This is a genomic window from Pseudomonas sp. KNUC1026 (assembly GCF_021650705.1).
Classification (GTDB): domain Bacteria; phylum Pseudomonadota; class Gammaproteobacteria; order Pseudomonadales; family Pseudomonadaceae; genus Aquipseudomonas.
Window position 1 is genome coordinate 5,068,512 of the sequence record NZ_CP087138.1, and the last position, 15,467, is coordinate 5,083,978.

Genomic DNA, 15,467 nt, shown 5'->3' on the forward strand with positions numbered 1-15,467 from the left:
TGCCGTCGTGGCTGCCGAACAGCGTGTGCTGGGTGGCCGTGACCTGTTTTCGCTGTGGTTTTCCCTCGGCGTAGGCCTGATGGTGCTGCAGACCGGCGCCCTGCTTGCACCGGGGCTGGGCCTGGCGCAGAGCTTGCTGGCCATCGTGCTCGGCACGCTGGTGGGTGTGGCGCTGCTGGCGGCAGCCGGCGTGATCGGCACTGACACCGGCCTCTCGGCCATGGCTTCGCTGCGCCAGAGCCTGGGCCGCCATGGCGCGGTGCTGCCAGCGCTGCTCAACCTGCTGCAACTGGTGGGTTGGGGCGCCTTCGAAGTGATCGTGATGCGCGATGCTGCGAGCCTGCTGGGGGCACGCGCCTTCGGCGAAGGCAGCCTGGCCGCCAGCCCGCTGGCCTGGACGCTGTTGTTCGGCGCGCTGGTGACCTTGCTGGCAGTAGCGGGGCCGCTGACCTTCGTGCGCCGCGTGCTGCGCAAATGGGGCATCTGGCTGCTGCTGGCGGCGTGCCTGTGGCTGACGTTCAACCTGCTGCGCCATGCCGACCTCGCCACGCTGTGGCGCCAGCCTGGCGATGGTTCGATGGCGCTGGCCGTGGGTTTCGATATCGCCATTGCGATGCCGCTTTCATGGTTGCCGCTGATTGCCGACTACTCGCGCTTCAGCCGTGGCGCTCGCAGCACCTTCGGCGGCACGGCCCTTGGCTTTTTCCTGGGCAACCTGTGGTTGATGGGGCTGGGCGTGGCTTACACCCTGGCGTTCGCGCCCACCGGCGAGGCCAACGCGCTGCTGTTGGCGCTGGCGGGGGCGGGCGTGGGCATTCCGTTGTTGCTGATTCTTCTCGACGAATCGGAAAACGCCTTCGCTGATGTGCATTCGGCGGCGGTGTCGGTGGGCTTGCTGGCGCGGATAGAGGTGCGGTACCTGGCGCTCGGCATTGGTGTGCTGTGCACCTTGATTGCAGCGTTCGCGCCGCTGGCCGAGTACCAGACGTTCCTGCTGTTGATCGGGTCGGTATTCGCGCCGCTGTTCGGGGTGGTGCTGGTGGATCACTTCCTGCTGCGCCAGCGCCGCAGCCGCCTGGCATTGCCGGCCCTGATCTGGCCGGCGCTGTTGGCCTGGGCCGGTGGCGTCGTCACCTACCAGCTGTTGGCCAACCATTGGCCGGAACTGGGCGCGACCCTGCCTTCGTTGCTGGTCGCGGCCCTGTTGCAAGCGGTACTGGGGCGCCTGTTCAGCGGCGCGCCGGCACCAGCTCCGGCTTGATCACGCCGTTGAGCCGGGCGTAGGGGATCGCCAGCTCGATATGGCCCAGCGCGTACGGCGCAATGCTGCTCACGTCGTACTTGAGCAACACGGCGCGCTGGCCCAGTGCGATGTTGTCGGTGGTCTGGAACGGCCATTGTTTGACAAAGCCTGGGTCCTGGGCCAGTTTCGCGTCGATCAGCCAGCCACGATGAGCTTCCTGGGCGGCGAGCCAGAAGGTGCTTTCCTGGCCAGGCACCAGCATGTCCTGAAGCGTCAATGCCTTGTGCTGGGTGCGCGAGTAGTTGATGAAGCTACGGCCCGGATTGCCTTGATCACCGCCTTTGTCCAGGTAGCTGGACAGCTCCACGATCACCAGCCCGTCATGCTGCTCGCGTACCTTGGCTTGCAGGTAAGTGGCATTGCGAGGGGCGGCACTGGCCAGGAACTGTTGCTCGTAGGCTTGCAGGCTCGCCGGCGGCGGTTTGATGCCGGTCAGCGCCAGCAGCCGCTGCTGGATCAGCGCGTCAAGCGCGGGCTCGTCGGCGAAGTGCAGGGTGTCTGATATTGACCAGTGGGCACTCGTTGCCGGTGCAGCCGGCCTTTGTGTGTTCCCAGGCCTCGCGCTGGCTGGGCAGCGGTTTGTCTTCAGAGGGCTGGAACAGGCTCTGGCAGGCAGTGAGGCTGGCCACCAACAGGGCCAGTGCGGTCAGTCGGGGCAGCGACATGAAAATCCTTGTGCACGTGTGAAGTCGTGCTTGGACTATAAACGGCGCGTGCGGTTCGCCACCAGCCTTGGGCTTGAATTACCGGCAGGCAACCCCACTTGCGCCTCTGATCCGCAAAGCGTGCGCAAGCCTTGGTGCCGCGCTACGATGCGGCCCAATCCCCATGGAAGACAGGAGCATTACCATGACCGATGCCAGCGCGTCCGTACCGACCCAGGTCGAAATCGAAAGGCGCGAGAACTGCTTCAAGGGGTTCTACAAGGTCGACAAGCTGTACCTGCGCCATGAGCTGTTCGCCGGCGGCATGGGCAAGCAGATCAGCCGTGAGCTGTTCGTTCGTCACGATGCAGTCTGCGTGCTGCCGTACGACGCTGCCGCCGACAAGGTTGTATTGATCGAGCAATTCCGGGTGGGTGCGATGCAGAAGGTCGCCAACCCGTGGCTGGTGGAAATGGTCGCCGGCCTGATCGACAAGCCCGGGGAAAACCCCGAGGACGTCGGCCGCCGTGAAGCGGTCGAAGAAGCAGGGCTCGAGCTCAAGGCGCTTTGGCCGATCACCAAATACTTCCCATCGCCCGGTGGCAGTGACGAATACGTGCACCTGTACCTGGGCCAGTGCGATAGCAGCGATGCCGGTGGCCTGCACGGCCTGGAGGCCGAAGGCGAAGACATCCGCGTGCGGGTGTGGGCCTTCGAAGACGCCTTGCAAGCGGTGCGCGACGGGAAGATCATCAACGCAGCAACGATCATCGCCATCCAGTGGCTGGCGCTCAATCGTGAAGAGATCAGGGGGATGTGGAAGTGATCAGGTTCCGCGAACGCTACCGAGTCGACCTCGCCGCGCTGCAAGCGGCCTGCGAGGCCAACTATGCCCGCCTGATGCGCCTGCTTCCCGGGATGCGTGGCGAGCAGCGTTCGCGGCGGATCGCCATGACCCAGGGCGATCAGATGCTCGGCGTGCTGGTGCTGGAAGTCACCCAGGCCGGGCCTTATACCAGCACCCTGCGGGTGAGCCAGCAGCACAGCCTGCCCTGGCTGCCGGTGCCACACATGGAGGTGCAGGTGTACCACGATGCGCGCATGGCCGAGGTCATCGGCGCCGAGCACACCCGGCGTTTTCGCAGCATCTACCCTTACCCCAACGCCGGCATGCACCAACCCGACGAAAAGGCCCAGCTCAACCTCTTCCTGGGTGAATGGCTGAGCCACTGCCTGGCCTGCGGCCACGAATACGAAACTGTCAGGTAAGCTTCGAGCTTGTAGCTGTAAGCTTCAAGCCGGGCTGGGTGGCTGGAAGTGCGCACTCTACTTCCAGCTTGGCGCCAGAGGCCTGTAGCTCAACCAAAAGGGGATGGTTTTGCCGAACGTTTATGCAACGCCTGAAGATTCGGTGCTGCTCTTGCAACTGACCGACAGCCATTTGTTCGCCGAGGACGATGGCAAGCTGCTTGGTATGGAAACCCGCGCAAGCTTCGAGCAGGTGCTGCAGCGTGTTCAGGCCGACGGGCACCGCTATGATCTGGTGCTGGCCACCGGTGACCAGTCGCAGGATGGCACGGTGGAGTCCTATCGGCGCTTCAAGGCCATGGCGGCCTGCATCGATGCGCCCAAACGGTGGATACCCGGCAATCACGATGAATCAGCGGTGATGCAGGATCTGTACGGGCAAAGCGAACTGCTCGACCCAGTGACCGACGTGGGCAACTGGCGGGTGATCATGCTCGATTCTTCGGTGCCGGGCTCGGTGCCTGGCCTGCTTTCGAACGACCAGCTCAAGCTTCTCGAAGACGCTTTGGCCGACGAGCCCAATCGCCATCACCTGATCTGCCTGCACCATCACCCAGTGTCCATCGACTGCAAGTGGATGGAGCCGATCGGCCTGCGCAATGCCGACGCTTTTTCGCAGTAGTCGACCGCTTTCCCCAGGCTCGCGCCGTTCTGTGGGGCCATATCCACCAGGAGTGGGACACTCAGCGCAACGGTGTGCGCCTGCTCGCTTCGCCTTCAACCTGCATTCAGTTCGCACCGCGCTCGGAGGACTTCGGCCTGGACCGCATCGCCCCTGGCTACCGCTGGTTGCGCCTGCACCCTGACGGCACCATCGACACTGCCGTGGTGAGGGTCGAAGGTTTCGAGTTTTCCGACGATTTTGGCGGCAGCGGTTACTGATGAGCAGCGGCATCCTCTATATCCACGGCTTGAACAGCTCGCCGTTATCGGTCAAGGCCCAACAGTTGAGCGAGGCCATGGCGGGCCTGGGCGCTCCGGAACGCCTGCTGGTGCCGGCATTGCACCATCACCCCCGCCAGGCAATGGTGCAACTGCAACAGGCCATCGACACACTGGGTGGCAACCCATTGCTGGTCGGCAGTTCCCTGGGCGGCTACTATGCCACCCACCTGGCGCATCGCCTTGGCTTGAACGCGCTGCTGATCAACCCGGCGGTGAACCCACACCGGCTGTTCGACGGCCACCTGGGCACCCAGGCCAACCTGTACAGCGGCGAAACCTGGGAACTCACGCTCGATCACATCGCCGCGTTGGCCGAGCTCGAAGTGCCGCCGCCGGAGCGGGGCGCTTGCATCGAGGTCTGGCTCCAGGCCGGTGACGAAACCCTCGACTACCGCCACGCCGTGCAGTTCTACCAAGGCTGCGTGGTCGACCTGCAACCCGGTGGCGACCACAGCTACCAAGGCTTTGCCGAACGCCTGCCGCGCCTGCTGGCGCTGGCGGGCCTGAAACCCGATTCAACCTTTTGACGACGAGACCCCATGGCCACCCCCAGCGCGAGTTCCTATAACGCCGACGCCATCGAAGTCCTCTCGGGCCTCGACCCGGTGCGTAAACGCCCGGGCATGTACACTGACACCAGCCGCCCCAACCACCTGGCCCAGGAAGTCATCGACAACAGCGTCGACGAAGCCCTGGCGGGCCACGCGCGGTCGATCCAGGTCATCCTGCACGCCGATCATTCCCTCGAAGTGACCGACGACGGCCGTGGCATGCCAGTCGACATCCACCCCGAAGAGGGCGTGCCGGGCGTCGAGCTGATCCTCACCAAGCTGCACGCCGGCGGCAAGTTCTCCAACAAGAACTACCAGTTCTCCGGCGGCCTGCACGGGGTGGGCATTTCGGTGGTCAACGCGCTTTCAACTCAAGTGCGGGTGCGCGTCAAGCGTGATGGCAATGAATACCAGATGACCTTCGCCGACGGCTTCAAGGCCACCGACCTGGAAGTGGTCGGCAGCGTCGGCAAGCGCAACACCGGCACCAGCGTCTATTTTTCGCCCGACCCCAAATACTTCGATTCGCCCAAGTTCTCCGTCAGCCGCCTCAAGCACGTGCTCAAGGCCAAGGCTGTGCTGTGCCCGGGCCTGGACGTCACGTTCGAGGACAAAAGCACCGGTGAGAAGGTGCAGTGGCACTACGAAGACGGCCTGCGCTCTTACCTCGCCGATTCGGTGGCCGGCTTCGAGCGCCTGCCGCTCGAGCCATTCTGTGGCAGCCTGGCCGGTAACAAAGAGGCTGTCGACTGGGCGCTGCTCTGGCTGCCCGAGGGCGGCGAGAGCATTCAGGAAAGTTACGTCAACCTGATCCCGACCGCCCAGGGCGGCACTCATGTCAACGGCTTGCGCCAGGGTTTGCTGGACGCCATGCGCGAGTTCTGCGAATTCCGCAACCTGCTGCCGCGTGGCCTCAAGCTGGCCCCGGAAGACGTCTGGGAGCGTATCGCGTTCGTCCTCTCGGCCAAGATGCAGGACCCGCAATTTTCCGGGCAAACCGAAGAGCGGCTGTCGTCCCGCGAGGCGGCGGCGTTCGTCTCAGGCGTTGTAAAAGATTCCTTCAGCCTCTGGCTCAACGAGCACCCCGAGCTGGGCCTGCAACTGGCGGAGCTGGCCATCAGCAACGCTGGCCGGCGCCTCAAGGCCAGCAAGAAGGTCGAACGCAAGCGCATCACCCAAGGCCCGGCATTGCCCGGCAAGCTTGCCGATTGCGCAGGCCAGGACCCGGCCCGCGCCGAGCTGTTCCTGGTGGAGGGTGATTCGGCCGGTGGCTCGGCCAAGCAGGCCCGCGACAAGGAATTTCAGGCCATCCTGCCGCTGCGCGGCAAGATCCTCAACACCTGGGAAGTAGACGGCAACGAGGTGCTGGCCAGTCAGGAGGTACACAACATCGCCGTGGCCATCGGTGTCGACCCTGGCGCCGCCGACCTCTCGCAGTTGCGCTACGGCAAGGTGTGCATCCTCGCCGACGCCGACTCGGACGGCTTGCACATCGCCACCTTGCTCTGCGCGCTGTTCGTGCAGCATTTCCGCCCGCTGGTGGAGGCAGGGCACGTGTATGTGGCCATGCCGCCGCTGTACCGCATCGACCTGGGCAAGGAAATCTACTACGCCCTGGACGAAGCCGAACGTGACGGCATCCTCGACCGCTTGGTGGCCGAGAAGAAGCGTGGCAAGCCGCAGGTCACCCGCTTCAAAGGCCTGGGCGAGATGAACCCGCCGCAGTTGCGCGAAACCACGATGGACCCCAATACCCGCCGCCTGGTGCAACTTGCACTCGACGACCTGGAGCCCACCCGCGAGATCATGGACATGATGCTGGCGAAAAAGCGCGCGGCCGATCGCAAGAGCTGGCTGGAGGCCAAGGGCAACCTGGCCGAGGTGCTGGTTTGAGGCTATCGGCCGGGCTGCTGTCGGGCTTGCTGGCGTTACCCGGGCTGGCGCAGGCCGCCCAGCCGGAGCTTGCGCTGCAGAGCGAGCATGTCATCGAGGGCATGCCCAGGGGCAATCTGTCCGGGCTTGCCGAATGCGGCGGTGCGCTGTGGGGTGAATCGGACCGCGACGACGATCGCATCTATCGCTTCGAGCAGAACGGCGCCACCTGGCAGGCAGTGCCGCGCACCTTCGAGGTGCCTGACGCGCCGGACACCGGCCTTGCCTGGAAGCTACGCGCCACTGCCAGTGCCGCTGCGGTGGTGCGGGGTGGCGCCCACGATTTCGAAGGCATCAGTTGCGATGCGCGGGGCAACACTTACCTGGTCAGCGAAGCTCACGCCGCCGTGCTCAAGGTTCCCGAGCAAGGGCCGGCACAATGGCTGGCATTCGCGCCCGAAGTGATCGCCCAGGCCCAGAAGGCCGGGATGCTGCAGCACTTCAACGCGATTTTCGAAGGCCTTGCGCTGTCGCCCGACGGCAAGCAGCTGTGGCTGGCGGCCGAGCGAGAAAAGCGCGGCCTGTTGCGGGTACGGGAGCGCGATGGCGTCTGGGGCTGTGACGGCAGCTGCGTATTGCTCAGCGAAGGTGGCAGCCAGCCCAGTGCGGTTAACCCAAGGGCGGCCGTGAGCCTGGATTTCTCTGACCTGTCGCTTTACCGCGGCAAACTGTTCACCCTGGAACGCAATGCTTACCGCATCTGCCGGCGCGATGCGGCCTCGGCCAAGGTCGAAGCGTGCTGGTCGTTTGCGACCACTGCGCTGGCGGCGCAACGCCGTTATCAGGAAATCTATGGCCTGACCGAGGCGCTGGTCATCGATGACGCCGGCGCCTGGGTGGGCACCGACAACAACGAATGGAAGCGCCAGGATGGCGAAACCCGCCCGGTGGTCTGGCGCTTTGCCGCCCCCGCCGGCGGCTGGATGGGCAAACCGTGAGTGGCGCCCAGCCGGGCAAGCGTGCCGGCAAGCTGTTGCTGATCGCGGCCTGGGCGGCGGGGATCTTCCTCGCCACTCGCTTTTTCGGCAGCTGGGAAGAGCGCCAGGAGAACCCCAATCAGCAGGTCGCCACGGAGGTGGCCAACGGTGTGGTCGAGGTCCGGTTGCAGGCCAACCGGCAAGGCCACTTCGTCGCCAGTGGCAAGATCAACGGGCAGCCCGTCACCTTTATGGTCGACACCGGCGCCACGCAGGTCGCGGTTCCGGCGGAGCTGGCCGCAAGCCTGGGGCTGCGCACGGGCGCGCCTGTCACGCTCAGCACGGCCAACGGCCTTGCCGAAGGCTCCCGTAGCCGGCTGGCCAGCCTCTCGCTGGGGGGCATCGAGCTGAGCGATGTGAACGCCGTGGTGATGCCGGGCATGGGCGACAGCACTGTGCTGCTGGGCATGAGTGCCCTCAAACAACTTGAATTCAACCAGCGCGGCGGCACCTTGCTGCTGCGCCAACATCCGACACCATGAGGCTTGCATGAGCAATTCCCTGGACCTCAGCCTGGATGGCGTAGAACGCCGCTCCCTGGCTGACTTCACTGAACAGGCCTACCTGAACTACTCCATGTACGTGATCATGGACCGCGCGTTGCCGCACATCGGCGACGGCCTCAAGCCTGTGCAGCGGCGCATCGTGTACGCCATGAGCGAGTTGGGCCTGGACGCCGACGCCAAGCACAAGAAGTCCGCGCGTACCGTGGGCGATGTGCTGGGTAAGTTCCACCCCCACGGCGACTCGGCCTGCTACGAAGCCATGGTACTGATGGCGCAGCCGTTCAGCTATCGCTACACCCTCGTCGACGGCCAGGGCAACTGGGGCGCGCCAGACGATCCGAAGTCGTTCGCTGCGATGCGCTACACCGAAGCGCGGCTGTCGCGCTATTCCGAAGTGCTGCTCAGCGAGCTGGGGCAGGGCACGGCCGACTGGGTGCCTAACTTCGACGGCACCCTCGACGAGCCCGCTGTGCTGCCCGCACGCCTGCCCAACATCCTGCTCAACGGCACCACCGGCATCGCTGTGGGCATGGCCACCGACGTGCCGCCGCACAACCTGCGTGAAGTCGCCGCCGCCTGCGTGCGACTGCTCGACGACCCCAAGGCCACGGTCGAGCAGCTGTGCGAGCATATTCCCGGCCCCGACTACCCCACCGAAGCCGAGATCATCACGCCGCGCAGCGAGCTGCTGAAGATCTACGAAAGTGGCCGCGGTTCGGTGCGCATGCGCGCGGTCTACCGGGTCGAGGACGGCGATGTCGTCGTCACCGCACTGCCTCACCAGGTGTCGGGCGCCAAGGTGCTGGAACAGATCGCCGCGCAAATGCAGGCCAAGAAGCTGCCGATGGTTGCCGACCTGCGCGATGAGTCCGACCACGAAAACCCTTGTCGCATCGTCATCATTGCCAGGTCCAACCGGGTGGACGTCGAGGCGCTGATGCAGCACCTGTTCGCCACCACAGACCTGGAAAGCAGCTACCGGGTGAACGTCAATATCATCGGCCTGGATGGCCGCCCGCAGCTCAAGAATCTGCGCGCGCTGCTGCAGGAATGGCTGGAGTTCCGCCTGCGCACCGTGCGCCGCCGGCTGCAATTCAGGCTGGACAAGGTCGAGCGCCGCCTGCACCTGCTCGACGGTTTGCTGGTGGCCTACCTGAACCTGGATGAAGTGATTCACATCATCCGCACCGAGGACCACCCCAAGGCCCGGCTGATCGAGCGCTTCGCACTCTCGGAAATCCAGGCCGACTACATCTCGACACCCGCCTGCGGCAGCTGGCGCGCCTGGAAGAGATGAAGATCCGCGACGAGCAGGATGCGCTGGTCAAGGAGCGCGAAAGCCTGCTGGCGCTGCTGGGCAGTGAAGCCAAGCTCAAGAAGCTGGTGCGCAGCGAACTGATCGCCGACGCCAAGACCTACGGCGACGACCGCCGCTCGCCGATCGTCGAGCGTGCCGAAGCCCGCGCCTTGGCCGATAACGAGCTGATGCCCACGGAGCCTGTGACCATCGTGCTGTCGGAGAAGGGCTGGGTGCGCTGCGCCAAGGGTCACGACATCGATGCGACAGGGCTCTCCTACAAGGCGGGCGATGGCTTCAAGCTGAGCGCTCAGGGCCGTTCCAACCAATTTGCCGTGTTCATCGACTCCACCGGGCGCAGCTATTCGGTCGCTGCGCACACCTTGCCTTCGGCCCGAGGCCAGGGCGAGCCGCTCACAGGGCGGCTCGCACCGCCGCCTGGTGCGCAGTTCGAATGTGTGCTGATGCCCGATGATCAGGCGCTGTACGTCATCGCGTCCGACGCTGGCTACGGCTTTGTGGTCGAAGGTGAAGACCTGCAGGCCAAGAACAAGGCCGGTAAAACCCTGGTCAGCCTGCCCAAGGGTGCCAAGGTGATCGCGCCGCAAACCATCGGCGACCGCGAGAACGACTGCCTGGCGGCCGTCACCACCGAAGGGCGGTTGTTGGTGTTCCGCATCGCCGACCTGCCGCAGCTGGCCAAAGGCAAGGGCAACAAGATCATCGGTGTGCCGGGTGACCGTGTGGCCACCCGTGAGGAGTTCGTCACCGGCATCGCGGTACTCGCCCAGGGCGCAACGCTTGTGCTACAGGCTGGGAAGCGTACGCTGTCGCTCAAGGGTGATGACCTCGAGCACTACAAAGGCGAGCGCGGCCGGCGCGGCAACAAGCTGCCGAGGGGGTTCCAGCGTGTGGACGCATTGACGGTGGAAAAAACCGCCTGAGCGGGGCCAGGTCAACGAAAGGCACCATCGGTGGCGCCTGGTTGGCCGATCAGCCCTTGAGCACTGGAGAAATGGCGCATATTCGCGGATGATATGCGCCTTTGTTACGGCAGATTGCTCTGCCGCTTCTTCTTGTAGCTATGGCACTGCGGCGTTCAACGTTATTGCCGCCTGGATGAAATGATGACCTTGTTGCGTCTTCCTATGGTGATGGTACTGGCGGGGCTGCTGGGCCTTGCCGGTTGTAGTTCACAGCGCCCCGCCGCGCTCTATCAGCTGGACAGCGGCAATCCGGGCCAGCCTCGGCAGGCCGGCATGGCTGTGCTGCTGGGGCCCGTGTCGGTGGCCGATTACCTGCAGCGTGAAACGCTGCTCCAACGCCAGCCGGACGGCAGCCTGAGAGCCTCAACCGAAGGGCGTTGGGCCGGTAGCCTGTCATCGGATATCGACCAATTGCTGCTGCGCCAACTGGCGTGGCGGCTGGACAGCCAGCGCATCATGCTGGCGCCGACCGCGAACAATTTCACGCCGGATGTGCAGGTGCTGTTGTCGATTACACGGCTCGATTCAGGCAGTGATCAACCTGCCGTTCTGGATGCACAGTGGCGCCTGATCGACCGCCGTGGCCAGGTGCGCGACAACAAGATCGTTCACCTTGAGGAGAAGCATGCCGGCAGCGCTGCGGCGCAGGTGCAGGCTCAAGGTGTTCTGTTGCAGCGCCTTGCCGAGCAGTTGAGTGCGTCGCTCAAGCCGCTGGGCAACCAGGCGGTGGCTGACGAGCCACGCAAGGCACCGGCTCAGGCCCGCAAGGACGATGCGCCGGAAAAGTCCAAGATCCCGCTGGCGACGCCTATCCGTACCGATATGGAAGTGTTTCGCTTCTGACGTCGGTGTTCGCGCGGCAGCGCCGCGCGAATCTCAGTATTCGTAGCGCATCAGTGCGTGCGGCAGTGCATGCGTGGCGCTGAACGCCAGCCAGATCGCACACACCGGCAGCACCAGCCACCAGGCACGCGCCGGCATGGGTGCGAGCCGGTAGAAGCGTTGGCTCAACGCGAACGATGCCGCGCACATGGTCGCCGCAAGCAGGGCGCCGGCGATCACATCACTCGGCCAATGCGCGCCCAGGTACACCCGCGAGAAAGCCACCGCCAGCGCCGGCACGCAACCCACCAGGATCCAGGCCAGGCGCATGCGCGGGGGCTGGCCGCGGCCGGCGAGCAGGGCCAGGGTGAGGCAGAAGGCGAACGTGCCGGAGCTGTGGCCGCTGGGCATGCTGAAGCTGGTGAGCGGGTCCAGCAGCACTTCGGGCCGCGCTCGCCCGAAGAATGCCTTCAAGACCGTGTTGCCCACTGCCGTGGCAAGCAATGTGCCGCCTGCGAACAGCGCGCAGCGCCACTGCCTGGCGATCGCCAGGGCAAGCACCAGCAAGCCGCCCAGAAACAGTTGGGTGCGGAAATCGCCCAGGCGCGTGATCATCACCACCACGTGGTCCATGGCCGCACTGCGGTGCTGCTGGATCAGGCCGCTCAAGCCCTGATCGAAGGCATTGAGCCAAGGCCAGCCAATGAGCATGGCCAGCAGCAGAACGAAAGCGGCGCCCGATACCAGCAAGATCGTGCGAGGCTTTTGATGCCAGGCGCTGTGAGCGCTCAGGCCTACCAGTGCTGCGATACCGCAGGCCACCACCGCCGCCTGGGGCCAGAAACCGTCGGGCAGCGGCAGGCGTACGGCAGCGCCTGCCATCCAGCCCGGCATGAGGTACGCCACCGACCAGCCGGCGGCAGCCAGCAGGCTCACCAGCGCGAAGCGCAGCACGGGCATCTCCAGCATCCCGGCGACCATCGGCAGCATCGGCCGCAGCGGGCCGATGAAACGGCCGATCAGCAAGCTGGCGATGCCATAGCGGGTGACATAGCTTTCGGCACCGGAAAGCCACTGCGGATGGGTGCGCAGCCCTGGCAGGTTGCGAATGTTCTGATGCAGCCCGCGGCCTATGGCGTACGACAGGGCGTCGCCCAGCAAGCCACCGAGATAGCCCAGCAGCAGCGTTTCGCCCAGGCTCAGGGCGCCGCCGCCGGCCAGCACGGCAATGGCGAACAGCATCACGGTGCCGGGCACGATGAGCCCGGCGATCGCCAGGCACTCGACGCAGGCAGTGATGAAAACGGCCAGGCCCAACCACTGCGGGTGGGCGCCGAGCCAGGCGTTCAGGCTGTCGAGCCAGGCCATAGGGGCATTCCTTCGGTCAATATATGGTAATCGCGGCCTTCGACCTGGCCCCGGCGAAGCGGGTTCCGGGTGCAATGGCGGGCGTATTCGGCGTCGGCGAAGCGATAAGGCAGGTGTTCGTCACGCCCGCTGGGGATGCCGAGCCTTGCGGCCTGAATCACCCGGGGTACGGCAATGTCGCAGTCGTCGACATACAAATGATCGAGGTCGAAACGCTGGGCGTCCCAGCGTGGCACCTTCAGGCCTAGCGCCCTGCACAACAACGTTTGCCCCGCGCAGAGGCGTTCCGGCGCGCGGGGTTTGCCTTGCGCATCGGGATTGTTCAACTGCATCTGGGCCAGGGCATTGGCATCGCTGAGCGCGTCCACCCAGGGAAAGCCGGCCTTGATCAGCACGGCGTTGCCCGGCCCATGGGCGCTGAAGTTCAGCGAGTCGCCGCCACGGGCGTAGTACATGTAGATGTGCCCGCCGTCGAGAAACAGTGCCTTTCGCTTTTCGGTGTAGCCAAGCGAGGCATGGCTGCCCTTGTCGGCCAGGTAGTAGGCTTCGGTTTCGATGATTCGCGCCGCCAGCCACAGCGAGCCTTGGCGATGGCGGATGACCTTGCCGAGCAAGGCACGCGCCACGCATTGCGCGTCGCGGTCGAAAAAGGCGTCTGGCAGAGGGGATGGCACGTGGAGTGGCGCTCGGCAGTGGCTAAGGAGCCCCGATGATAGCAATGCGCTGCTGAATTGGCCCTTAACAGAGATTGTTACAGCTGTTTACCAACCTTCTGCCCGGCAGCGCTGGGCGTGGCGCAGCGCTCTCGCTATAATCAGCCGCTTTCCTTGCAGATCAAGCCCAGATCCCATGACCGAGTCCGTTCTTGACTACATGGCCCGCCTCGGGCGTGCCGCCCGCGAAGCCTCGCGAGCCATCGCCCGTGCCAGCACCGGGCAGAAGAACCGTGCGCTGCTGGCCACTGCCGCAGCGCTGGACGCCGCTCGCCCGGAGTTGGCGGCCGCCAACTCACAGGATATGGCCGGCGGCCGCGCCGCTGGGCTCGACCCTGCGCTGCTCGATCGCCTCGAGCTTACCCCCGCACGCATCGATGGCATGATCGAAGGCCTGCGCCAGGTCGCGGCCTTGCCCGACCCGGTCGGTGCCATCCGCGACATGAGCTACCGCCCCTCCGGCATCCAGGTGGGCAAGATGCGCGTGCCACTGGGCGTGGTCGGCATCATCTACGAATCGCGGCCCAACGTGACCATCGATGCCGCCAGCCTCTGCCTGAAGTCAGGTAACGCCACCATCCTGCGTGGCGGCTCCGAGGCCATTCACTCCAACCGCGCCATTGCCCGTTGCATCGCCCAGGGGCTGGAGCAGGCCGGCCTGCCGCCCGCGGTGGTGCAGGTGGTCGAAACCACCGACCGCGAGGCAGTGGGTGCGCTGATCACCATGCCCGAGTACGTCGACATCATCGTGCCCCGCGGCGGCCGCGGCCTGATCGAACGCATCAGCCGCGATGCGCGGGTACCTGTGATCAAGCACCTGGACGGCATCTGCCATGTCTACGTGTCGGCCTACGCCGATCTGCCCAAGGCTCAGCGCATTGCCTTCCATGCCAAGACCTACCGCTACGGGATCTGCGGAGCGATGGAAACCCTGCTGGTCAACGAGGTGGTCGCCGAGGCGTTTCTGCCGGCGATGGTTGCGCAGTTCCGTGAAAAAGGGGTCGAGCTGCGCGGTTGCGAGCGCACCCGCGAGATCGTCGACGTGCAAGTGGCCAACGAGCAGGACTGGAGCACCGAGTACCTGGCGCCGATTCTTTCGGTCAAGGTCGTCGAAGACCTGGACGCGGCCATCGAGCACATCAACCACTATGGCTCGCACCACACCGATTCGATCGTGACCGATCACCAGGGCGAAGGGCGGCGCTTTCTCGCCGAAGTGGATTCCGCTTCGGTGATGCTCAACACCCCGACCTGCTTCGCCGACGGCTTCGAGTATGGCCTGGGCGCGGAAATCGGCATTTCCACCGACAAGATCCACGCGCGTGGCCCGGTCGGCCTGGAAGGGCTGACCTGCGAGAAGTACGTTGTGATCGGTGATGGCCAGCTGCGCGGTGAGTCCAGCCATTGAGCGGGCAGGCAGGCGGGCTCCGGCGCATTGGAGTATTGGGCGGCACCTTCGACCCGGTGCACATCGGCCACCTGCGCAGCGCGCTGGAGGTAGCCGGTGCGCTGGCGCTCGACGAGCTGCGTCTGGTGCCCAATTTCCGCCCTCCGCATCGGAGCACGCCACAGGTTGCGCCGGAGCAGCGTTTGCGCATGGTCGAGCTGGCCGTGCAGGGCGCCGCACCGTTGCTGGTCGACGGGCGGGAGCTGATGCGCGACAAGCCCTCGTATACCGTCGACACCCTGGAGTCGATGCGTGCAGAGCTGGGCGAGCAAGCCCCGTTGTTTCTGTTGCTGGGCTGGGACGCCTTTTGCGGGTTGCCAGGCTGGCACCGTTGGGAGGCACTGTTGCAGCATTGCCATATCATCGTGCTGCAGCGGCCGGACGCCGATGTCGAGGCGCCGGAAGCACTGCGCGACCTGCTCGCGGCACGCCAGGTGACCGACCCCAACGCGCTCATCGGGCCTGCCGGCAACATCACGTTCGTCTGGCAAACGCCCCTGGCGGTGTCGGCCACGCAAATCCGGCAATCGCTTGCCAACGGCCAGTCGGTACGGTTTCTGGTACCCGACGCTGTACTGGCCTACATCGAGGCTCACGGTCTGTACCGTCAGCCATTGTGAATACCGGCGTTGCCCTTAGTGGGCGCGCATTTGAACTGAATACATACG

General features: G+C 65.1%; 12 protein-coding genes and 3 pseudogenes. 12 read left to right on the plus strand and 3 right to left on the minus strand.

Annotated elements, in window-relative coordinates; genetic code table 11:
* The first annotated feature begins 7 nt into the window (after positions 1-7).
* Positions 8-1,261, plus strand: coding sequence for a putative hydroxymethylpyrimidine transporter CytX (cytX, locus tag LN139_RS23825; protein WP_236357518.1), 1,254 nt, complete (start codon positions 8-10; stop codon positions 1,259-1,261).
* Here the strand turns inward: cytX and LN139_RS23830 are convergent.
* Positions 1,230-1,968 (minus strand): annotated as a pseudogene (locus tag LN139_RS23830) (RsiV family protein). The gene cytX and the pseudogene LN139_RS23830 overlap by 32 nt on opposite strands.
* A 184-nt stretch (positions 1,969-2,152) precedes the next feature.
* On the opposite strand from LN139_RS23830, the gene LN139_RS23835 reads away from it, so the two are divergent.
* From LN139_RS23835 to LN139_RS23875, 9 genes and pseudogenes are all read left to right on the plus strand, one after another.
* Positions 2,153-2,773 (plus strand): NUDIX domain-containing protein, encoded by a 621-nt coding sequence (locus LN139_RS23835; protein ID WP_236357521.1) that lies wholly within the window; start codon positions 2,153-2,155, stop codon positions 2,771-2,773.
* A complete protein-coding gene (locus LN139_RS23840) occupies positions 2,764-3,216 on the plus strand; it encodes a DUF1249 domain-containing protein (RefSeq protein WP_236357524.1) in 453 nt (150 codons plus the stop codon). Before LN139_RS23835 ends, LN139_RS23840 begins: the two co-directional genes overlap by 10 nt.
* A 103-nt stretch (positions 3,217-3,319) precedes the next feature.
* Positions 3,320-4,137, plus strand: a pseudogene (gene cpdA / locus LN139_RS23845) (3',5'-cyclic-AMP phosphodiesterase).
* A complete protein-coding gene (locus LN139_RS23850) occupies positions 4,137-4,727 on the plus strand; it encodes a YqiA/YcfP family alpha/beta fold hydrolase (RefSeq protein ID WP_236357526.1) in 591 nt (196 codons plus the stop codon). Before cpdA ends, LN139_RS23850 begins: the two are co-directional and overlap by 1 nt.
* Before the next feature lie 12 nt (positions 4,728-4,739).
* Positions 4,740-6,644: a DNA topoisomerase IV subunit B gene (gene parE, locus LN139_RS23855; protein ID WP_236357530.1), complete on the plus strand. Its 1,905-nt coding sequence runs from the start codon at positions 4,740-4,742 to the stop codon at positions 6,642-6,644.
* Positions 6,641-7,621 carry an esterase-like activity of phytase family protein gene (locus LN139_RS23860; RefSeq protein ID WP_236357532.1) on the plus strand — a complete coding sequence of 327 codons (981 nt, stop codon included), beginning with the start codon at positions 6,641-6,643 and terminating at the stop codon, positions 7,619-7,621. The genes parE and LN139_RS23860 overlap by 4 nt, the downstream gene beginning before the upstream one ends.
* Positions 7,618-8,142, plus strand: coding sequence for a retropepsin-like aspartic protease family protein (locus tag LN139_RS23865; protein WP_236357534.1), 525 nt, complete (start codon positions 7,618-7,620; stop codon positions 8,140-8,142). The genes LN139_RS23860 and LN139_RS23865 overlap by 4 nt, the downstream gene beginning before the upstream one ends.
* Before the next feature lie 7 nt (positions 8,143-8,149).
* A pseudogene (gene parC / locus LN139_RS23870) lies at positions 8,150-10,407 on the plus strand (DNA topoisomerase IV subunit A).
* 180 nt (positions 10,408-10,587) lie between these two features.
* Positions 10,588-11,292, plus strand: coding sequence for a PqiC family protein (locus tag LN139_RS23875; protein ID WP_236357537.1), 705 nt, complete (start codon positions 10,588-10,590; stop codon positions 11,290-11,292).
* 33 nt (positions 11,293-11,325) lie between these two features.
* Here the strand turns inward: LN139_RS23875 and LN139_RS23880 are convergent, their stop codons facing one another.
* The gene (locus tag LN139_RS23880) at positions 11,326-12,639 is read right to left on the minus strand and encodes a bifunctional DedA family/phosphatase PAP2 family protein (RefSeq protein ID WP_236357539.1); all 1,314 of its coding nucleotides are present in this window, start codon (positions 12,637-12,639) and stop codon (positions 11,326-11,328) included.
* A complete protein-coding gene (locus tag LN139_RS23885; protein WP_236357541.1) occupies positions 12,618-13,313 on the minus strand; it encodes a DNA-3-methyladenine glycosylase in 696 nt (231 codons plus the stop codon). The genes LN139_RS23880 and LN139_RS23885 overlap by 22 nt, the downstream gene beginning before the upstream one ends.
* A 175-nt stretch (positions 13,314-13,488) precedes the next feature.
* Between LN139_RS23885 and LN139_RS23890 the strand changes: the two genes are divergently transcribed.
* The gene (locus LN139_RS23890) at positions 13,489-14,760 is read left to right on the plus strand and encodes a glutamate-5-semialdehyde dehydrogenase (RefSeq protein WP_236357543.1); all 1,272 of its coding nucleotides are present in this window, start codon (positions 13,489-13,491) and stop codon (positions 14,758-14,760) included.
* Positions 14,757-15,419: a nicotinate-nucleotide adenylyltransferase gene (gene nadD / locus LN139_RS23895; protein WP_236357545.1), complete on the plus strand. Its 663-nt coding sequence runs from the start codon at positions 14,757-14,759 to the stop codon at positions 15,417-15,419. Before LN139_RS23890 ends, nadD begins: the two co-directional genes overlap by 4 nt.
* Positions 15,420-15,467 lie beyond the last annotated feature (48 nt).

What these genes read in the sequence shown, in the direction of transcription:
- LN139_RS23835 (WP_236357521.1), top strand. Translation starts at nt 2,153, where the DNA reads ATGACCGATGCCAGCGCGTCCGTACCGACCCAGGTCGAAATCGAAAGG.
- LN139_RS23850 (WP_236357526.1), top strand. Translation starts at nt 4,137, where the DNA reads ATGAGCAGCGGCATCCTCTATATCCACGGCTTGAACAGCTCGCCGTTA.
- parE (WP_236357530.1), top strand. Translation starts at nt 4,740, where the DNA reads ATGGCCACCCCCAGCGCGAGTTCCTATAACGCCGACGCCATCGAAGTC.
- LN139_RS23875 (WP_236357537.1), top strand. Translation starts at nt 10,588, where the DNA reads ATGATGACCTTGTTGCGTCTTCCTATGGTGATGGTACTGGCGGGGCTG.
- LN139_RS23880 (WP_236357539.1), bottom strand. Translation starts at nt 12,639, where the DNA reads ATGGCCTGGCTCGACAGCCTGAACGCCTGGCTCGGCGCCCACCCGCAG.
- LN139_RS23890 (WP_236357543.1), top strand. Translation starts at nt 13,489, where the DNA reads ATGACCGAGTCCGTTCTTGACTACATGGCCCGCCTCGGGCGTGCCGCC.